8 protein-coding genes are annotated in these 6,554 nt (G+C 47.9%); 4 read left to right on the top strand and 4 right to left on the bottom strand.

The window, feature by feature from the left end; translation table 11 throughout:
* Nucleotides 1-27 precede the first annotated feature (27 nt).
* From hslU to Q0605_RS05140, 4 genes are all read right to left on the bottom strand, one after another.
* On the bottom strand, nucleotides 28-1,347 hold the full coding sequence (gene hslU, locus Q0605_RS05155; RefSeq protein ID WP_297942322.1) for an HslU--HslV peptidase ATPase subunit: 1,320 nt from the start codon (nucleotides 1,345-1,347) through the stop codon (nucleotides 28-30).
* Nucleotides 1,344-1,892 (bottom strand): ATP-dependent protease subunit HslV, encoded by a 549-nt coding sequence (hslV, locus tag Q0605_RS05150; protein ID WP_298704843.1) that lies wholly within the window; start codon nucleotides 1,890-1,892, stop codon nucleotides 1,344-1,346. Before hslV ends, hslU begins: the two co-directional genes overlap by 4 nt.
* Nucleotides 1,885-2,328: a 50S ribosomal protein L9 gene (gene rplI, locus Q0605_RS05145; protein WP_297951155.1), complete on the bottom strand. Its 444-nt coding sequence runs from the start codon at nucleotides 2,326-2,328 to the stop codon at nucleotides 1,885-1,887. Before rplI ends, hslV begins: the two co-directional genes overlap by 8 nt.
* Before the next feature lie 172 nt (nucleotides 2,329-2,500).
* Nucleotides 2,501-3,724, bottom strand: coding sequence for an argininosuccinate synthase (locus tag Q0605_RS05140; protein ID WP_291937407.1), 1,224 nt, complete (start codon nucleotides 3,722-3,724; stop codon nucleotides 2,501-2,503).
* Nucleotides 3,725-3,812: 88 nt separating this feature from the next.
* Between Q0605_RS05140 and Q0605_RS05135 the strand changes: the two genes are divergently transcribed.
* The 4 genes from Q0605_RS05135 to Q0605_RS05120 form a co-directional block, all read left to right on the top strand.
* Nucleotides 3,813-4,058: a S4 domain-containing protein gene (locus Q0605_RS05135; RefSeq protein WP_297913818.1), complete on the top strand. Its 246-nt coding sequence runs from the start codon at nucleotides 3,813-3,815 to the stop codon at nucleotides 4,056-4,058.
* Nucleotides 4,042-4,449, top strand: a complete 408-nt coding sequence (tsaE, locus tag Q0605_RS05130; RefSeq protein ID WP_298704840.1) for a tRNA (adenosine(37)-N6)-threonylcarbamoyltransferase complex ATPase subunit type 1 TsaE — start codon at nucleotides 4,042-4,044, stop codon at nucleotides 4,447-4,449. The genes Q0605_RS05135 and tsaE overlap by 17 nt, the downstream gene beginning before the upstream one ends.
* A complete protein-coding gene (gene lptB, locus Q0605_RS05125) occupies nucleotides 4,442-5,164 on the top strand; it encodes an LPS export ABC transporter ATP-binding protein (protein WP_298704838.1) in 723 nt (240 codons plus the stop codon). The genes tsaE and lptB overlap by 8 nt, the downstream gene beginning before the upstream one ends.
* A gap of 656 nt (nucleotides 5,165-5,820) precedes the next feature.
* On the top strand, nucleotides 5,821-6,554 hold a 734-nt coding region (locus tag Q0605_RS05120; protein ID WP_298704836.1), incomplete at its 3' end, for a hypothetical protein.

Here is a 6,554-nt window from a genome sequence, read left to right as displayed (position 1 = left end):
AATTCTAAAAGTAGCTACCGCGCCGCCTTATAAAATGTATTTCGCCAGATCCTCGTCGCTTGCGATGCCTGCGAGTTTTTCGCTTACGAGCTTCTCATCCACGACGATCTTTTGCCCTTTAAACTTATCCGCTTCGAAGCTGATATCTTCGAGCACTTTTTCCATTATCGTATGCAGCCTTCTAGCGCCGATATCCTCGACCTTTTCGTTCGTACTCGCCGCAAATTTCGCGATCGCTTTAACCCCGTCCTCGCTAAATTCCAGCTCGACGCCCTCGGTCTTTAAAAGCGCCGAGTACTGTTTAAGAAGCGAATTTTTGGGCTTGGTTAAAATTTCACACAGCGCCGCCTCGTCTAAGCTGTCAAGCTCGACGCGAAGCGGAAAACGCCCCTGAAGCTCGGGTATGAGATCGCTCGGCTTGCTGATATGAAAGGCGCCCGCGGCGATAAAAAGTATGTGATCGGTGTCGATATTGCCGAATTTCGTGCTTACGCTGCTGCCCTCCACGATCGGAAGCAGATCGCGCTGCACGCCCTCTTTGCTCGGATCCTGCCTACCGCTATTGCCGCTTGAGACCGCCACCTTATCGATCTCATCGATAAAGATGATGCCCTCGTTTTGCGCGCGCCTAACGGCTTCGGCCTTGATGCTCTCCATATCTAAGACCTTCTCGCTAGCCTCGCTTTTGAGGGCAACTTTGGCGTCTTTAACCTTCATCTCTTTTTTGCTTTTGCGCGTCGAAATTCCGATTACCTTAATGAAGCTTTCCTGCATATTCGCCATCTCGGGCGGCAAATTCGGATTTGATTCAAGCGCGTTTTCGCTCACTTCGATCTCGATACTAAGATCATCCAGATCGCCGCGCTCGAGCTTGGCAGCCATCTTTTCGTAGCTTTTTTCGTAATCAGCAACCTTCTCCTCGCTCGCTCCGCGCGGAAGCGGCGGAAGGACTTTTTCTAAAATTTTACGCTTGATGTAATCATCAATTTTGTCTTTGTTCTTTTCAAATTCCTCGCCGCGCACTAAATTTACCGACGCGGCGGCCAGATCGCGCACCATGCTCTCCACGTCGCGCCCCACGAAGCCTACTTCGGTGTATTTGCTCGCCTCGACCTTGATAAAAGGAAGCCCGAACATCTTCGAAAGTCTGCGCGCGATCTCGGTCTTACCTACGCCGGTAGAGCCGATCATCAGGATGTTTTTAGGCATCACCTCGTTTTTCATCTCATCTTCAAGCGCCATTCTGCGATAACGATTTCGCAAAGCCACCGCTATCGTGCGTTTGGCACTATTTTGTCCGATTATATATTCGTCTAGTTTCTCTACAATCTGCTTTGGCGTCATCATCTCTTTTCGTCCCAAATTGCGTATGTTTTGATATTTTCGTTCGTGTAAATGCAAATCTCGCCCGCGATTTTAAGGCTTTGCTTTACAAGCTCCTCTTCGTCTAAGCTTGCAAATTTATCCAAAGCTCGCGCCGCGCTAAGAGCGTAATTCCCGCCGCTTCCGATCGCCGCGATCTTGCCGTCGTCCGGCTCTACCACGTCGCCCGTACCGCTAAGCAAAAAGATATTTTTGCGGTCCAGCACCAGCATCATCGCTTCGAGCTTTCGCAGATATTTATCCTTGCGCCACTGCTTGCTAAATTCTATCACAGCCCTTAAAAGATCGCCCTTTGTGCCATCTAAGCACTTCTCAAACATATCAAAAAGATTAAACGCATCGGCGGTGCTGCCCGCAAAGCCCGCTAAGACGCCCCCATCTTTGCCGATCTTTCGAATTTTAGTCGCATTGCCCTTTAAGACGGTGTTTCCGAACGTAACCTGCCCGTCGCCGCCGATGACAGAGGCCTTCGCGCCTTTGTAGGCTAAAATGGTAGTCGCTTCAAACACTAGCCACCTCTATCTCAAATTTAGCGCTTATGCCGTGCTTTAGCTTAGCATTTACGTCGTAGATCCCGGTCGTTTTGATAGCCTCGATCTCTAAAATTTTCTTATCGATTTCGATCCCCTTTTGCTCTTTTAGCGCGGTTGCGATCTCATCTTTGGTAACCGAGCCGAAAAGCGCGCCGCTCTCGCCCGCCTGCTTTACAATCTTTACGCGGATCTTGGCTAGCTCCTCGGCTAGTTTCTGCAAGCTTGCGACCTCATATTTTTCAAGCTCGGCCTGCTTTTTCTTATCCGCTTCAAATTTACGCAAAACCTCAGTCGTAGCGGCTTTGGCGTAGCCTTTGCCGATTAAGAAGTTATTGCCGTAGCCGTCCTTGACCTCCTTTACCTCGCCCGCCTTTCCGAGTCCCTTAACGTCTTTGATCAATAATACTTTCATCCATTATCCTTTTAAATTTAGCTTTAAATTTATAAAATTTTATAAGCGGCGCGGGCGGATCTAAAATTTCGTGAAATTTTATGAAATTCGCCCGCAGCCGCTCGCGCTTTTCCGATAATTTTAAAATTTCGTTTTGTGAAATTTGCCCGTCCGCCCTGTGGCAAAATTTCAGCTAAAGCTTGCGTCCATTCTTGCCCGCGATGATAAATCTTAACGCGCTTAGTTTGATAAATCCGTCCCCGTCTTTTTGATTAAAAACTTTATCTTCTTCAAACGTCACGAAATCGGTATTAAACAAGCTATCGCTCTTGCTTTCCCTGCCCAGCACGGTCACGTTGCCCTTATAAAGCTCTAGCTTAACCTTGCCGTTTACGTGCTCTTGGGATTTATTTATCAGCTCTTGGAGCAGCAAGCGCTCCGGGCTGAACCAAAAGCCGTTGTAGATGAGCTCGGCGTAGCGCGGCATCAGATCGTCTTTTAGATGCGCTGCGCCGCGATCCAGCGTGATGCTCTCGATCGCGCGGTGAGCCTTTAGCATGATCGTGCCGCCCGGAGTTTCGTAGCAGCCGCGACTCTTCATACCGACGTAGCGATTTTCAACAAGATCGAGCCTGCCGATGCCGTTTTTAGCGCCAAGCTCGTTAAGCGCTGCTAGCATCTCGTGCGGCTTAAGCGCCTTGCCATTTAGCTTTACGGGATCGCCGTGTTTGTATTCGATCTCGATGATCTCGCTTTTATCGGGCGCATTTTTAGGGCTCACGGTCCATCGCCACATATCCTCCTCAGGCGCATGAGCGGGATCTTCCAACACCAAGCCCTCGTAGGAGATATGAAGGATATTCGCATCCATTGAATACGGCGATTTGCCTGGCTTTGAGGCGATGTCGATGCCGTTTTTCTTAGCGTAGGCAAGCAATTTCTCGCGAGAGTTCAAATCCCACAACCTCCACGGCGCAATCACCTTAATATCGGGATTTAGCGCGTATGCGCCAAGCTCGAAGCGGACTTGATCGTTACCCTTGCCAGTCGCACCGTGGCTTATGGCGTCCGCGCCAGTTTTTTTCGCGATCTCGACTAGTTTTTTAGCAATTAACGGGCGGGCAATCGATGTGCCTAAAAGATACTCGCCCTCATAAACGGCGTTTGCGCGAAACATCGGAAATACGTAATCGCGCACAAATTCCTCGCGCAGATCCTCTACGAAGATATTTTCCTTTTTGATGCCCAGTTTCACAGCTTTGTTTTTGATCGGCTCCAAATCCTCGTTCTGACCGATATCTGCGGTGAAAGTCACCACATCGCAGCCGTAAGTATCGCCGAGCCACTTTAAAATAATGCTAGTGTCAAGTCCTCCAGAATACGCCAAAACGACCTTTTTTACATCTTTTTTTGCCATCTCAAATCCTTTACGTAAAATTTGGCGAAATTCTACCAAAAATAGTTTAATAGTTGCTTTTAAGGCAAATATCGCTAAACTCACGCCTATGAGAATCGATAAATTTTTAAACGCAGTAAATATCACCAAGCGGCGCGCCATCAGCGAAGATATGTGCAAAAGCGGCGTCGTAGCCGTAAACGGCGTCGTAGCAAAGCCCGCCAAAGAGCTTAAAATCGGCGATGTAATCACGATAAGCTTTTTGGATAGAAAACAAAGCTTTAAAGTCCTAGCCTTTCCTAGCGCGAAAAATACGCCCAAAAGTGAGCAGGCAAAGTATGCCCAAGAGCTTTGAACTCGTCTGCGGCGAGGATGAAATTTCGCGCCTCGTGCAGGCTCTGCCAAAAAGCGGCATAATTTTATTAATCGGCGATCTTGCCAGCGGCAAAACAACGCTTGCGCGCGCGATCGTGCGAGCGCACGGATCGGATGAAAATGTAAGCTCGCCAACATTTTCAATCATGCAAAACTACGGCGAAATTTATCATTACGACATCTATAACGGTGGCTGTGAGGGGATTTTAAAAAACGGACTATTTGAAAATTTATTTGAAGAGGGGCTTCATCTGATCGAATGGGCGGATGAAAATTTGATAAATTTACTTAAAAAATATGAGCTTGATTTTTGCGTAGTGAGGATCACGCCGCACGCGCAAGGGCGAAAATACGAGGTAAGCTATGCATAAACTGGAAGTCAGGAGTCTTAAAAAAACCATAAAAGGCACGCCGATCATTAAGGGCATCTCGCTGGAGCTTTACAACGGCGAGATCGTAGGGCTGCTGGGGCCCAACGGAGCGGGCAAAACCACGACGTTTTATATGATCTGCGGGCTGATAAGCGCTGGCGGCGGCGATATATTACTTGATGAGCGCAGCATCGCAAAAGTTCCGCTTCACAAGCGCGCCAAACTCGGCATTGGCTACCTGCCACAGGAAAGTAGCGTTTTTAAGGAGCTTAGCGTTGAGGAAAATTTAATGCTCGCTGCGGAGATCACCTACAAAAACAAGGCCGAAGCATTGCAAAAGGTCGATGAGATGTTAAATCTGCTCAACATCGAGCCGATCCGCCAGCGTAAAGGCGTGAGCCTAAGCGGCGGCGAGCGCAGACGCTGCGAGATCGCGCGAAGCCTGATGATAACGCCGAAATTTCTGCTTTTGGACGAGCCATTTGCGGGAGTCGATCCGATCGCGGTTAGCGACATCCAAAGGATCGTGCGCGATTTAAGCGATCTTGGCATCGGCGTGCTCATCACCGATCACAACGTCCGCGAGACGCTTGCGATCTGTGACCGCGCCTACGTCATCAAGGACGGCGAGCTGTTTGCAGGCGGCACCGCAAAAGAAATAGCTAACGATCCAAATGTGCGCAAATTCTACCTCGGCGAGGATTTTATAATCTAAATTTATCGCTACTTATCGCCGACGGCTCGCCTCAGGTTTTAAATTTACGTAAATTTTAAATTTAACGAGCATCTAAATTTAGATTTTACATTTAACGTGATTTTGCGCGTGGCAAGCCGCGGCGGCGCTGCATTTTAACGGCGTTTTATCGTTTATCAAATCAATGACGTTTTATCATTTATAAAACTCTCGCGATCCAATTATCGCGGTACTTTAACCATCCCTGCACCTTTAAAATTTAAAATTCCGCGCAATCGCCTGCTTTATCGCATGGCGCCTCCGGCTATTTCATCGTCCTTATCGCGCTTATTACGTCGTCTTGAGCTATGATGTCGCCTTTTATTCGACACCCTCACGCTACAAAGCGAACAGATAAAAATATAAATTTACGCTATCTGCAAATCAAAATTGTAAAATTTAGCATAGAATTTTACATATAATTATGCATTTAATTTCACAAAACTTAGAGCAAATTCCGAAATTTCGTCCTAAATTTTACCGACTCGTTTAACTAAAATTGCACTTTTATTTGCTCTGCGGGTTTAAATTTCGCTCATCTTAAAGCTCGCTGCGAATTTTAAAATTTTAACCCGGCACTCGTCGCTTCCCTTAAAATTTTAAAATTCTTAAAATTTTGGCGAGATCAAGGAGAGATTATGAAAAAAGTTCTACTTTCGTGCGCCTTGGCGGGCGCGCTTTTCGGCTTGGAGCTCGATGGATTCAGTGCGCCCGAGGGTTCGCTAATCACTGAGGACGCTTTTTACATCGCAAATCGCGGCAAAAACGAAGATTCGCTAGGCAGAAGCGGCTTTATAAGCAGGATCGTAAAAAATTCCAACGTCGTTGAGACCAATTTTATAGACGATCTGGTAAATCCTGGCGGAATGGCGCAGATCAAGGGCGTGCTCTACGTGTGCGATCTGGATGCGATCAGAGGCTTTAGCAAAGGTCAGGAGGTTTTTAATCTAAAAATCGAGGGAGCGCAGGCCTTAAACGACGTCGTAGCGCTCGGTAGCGAGGTTTTGCTCGCAAGCGATCCCGCGCGTGGGACGATCTGGCGCATCGACTTGCTCTCGCGCACCGCGGATGAGTTTGCGCGCATTGATCCATCGCTAGGTAGCCCAAACGGACTTTTGGCTAAAGGCGACAAGCTTCTGATTACTACCTTCGATCTTAGCGGAAAGGTCCCGGGGCGCGTGCTAAGCATGGATCTGAAATCTCGCGAAATTTCGATCTTTGCCAATATGAAGGGGGTTTTCTACGGCATAGCGCGCGGAAAAAACGGCGAAATTTTAATTAGCGACTGGGGCGAGGATCTTTTAAGCGGTAAAATTTGGCGTATCGATGCAAACGGACAGATACGCAAAATAAACCTCGGCGCGATGCAAAG

The sequence above is a fragment of the uncultured Campylobacter sp. genome, assembly GCF_938017705.1.
In the GTDB taxonomy this organism is placed as follows: Bacteria; Campylobacterota; Campylobacteria; order Campylobacterales; family Campylobacteraceae; genus Campylobacter_B.
Note: the sequence above shows the minus strand (reverse complement) of the source record. Positions and strands in the feature narration are given on the sequence as shown.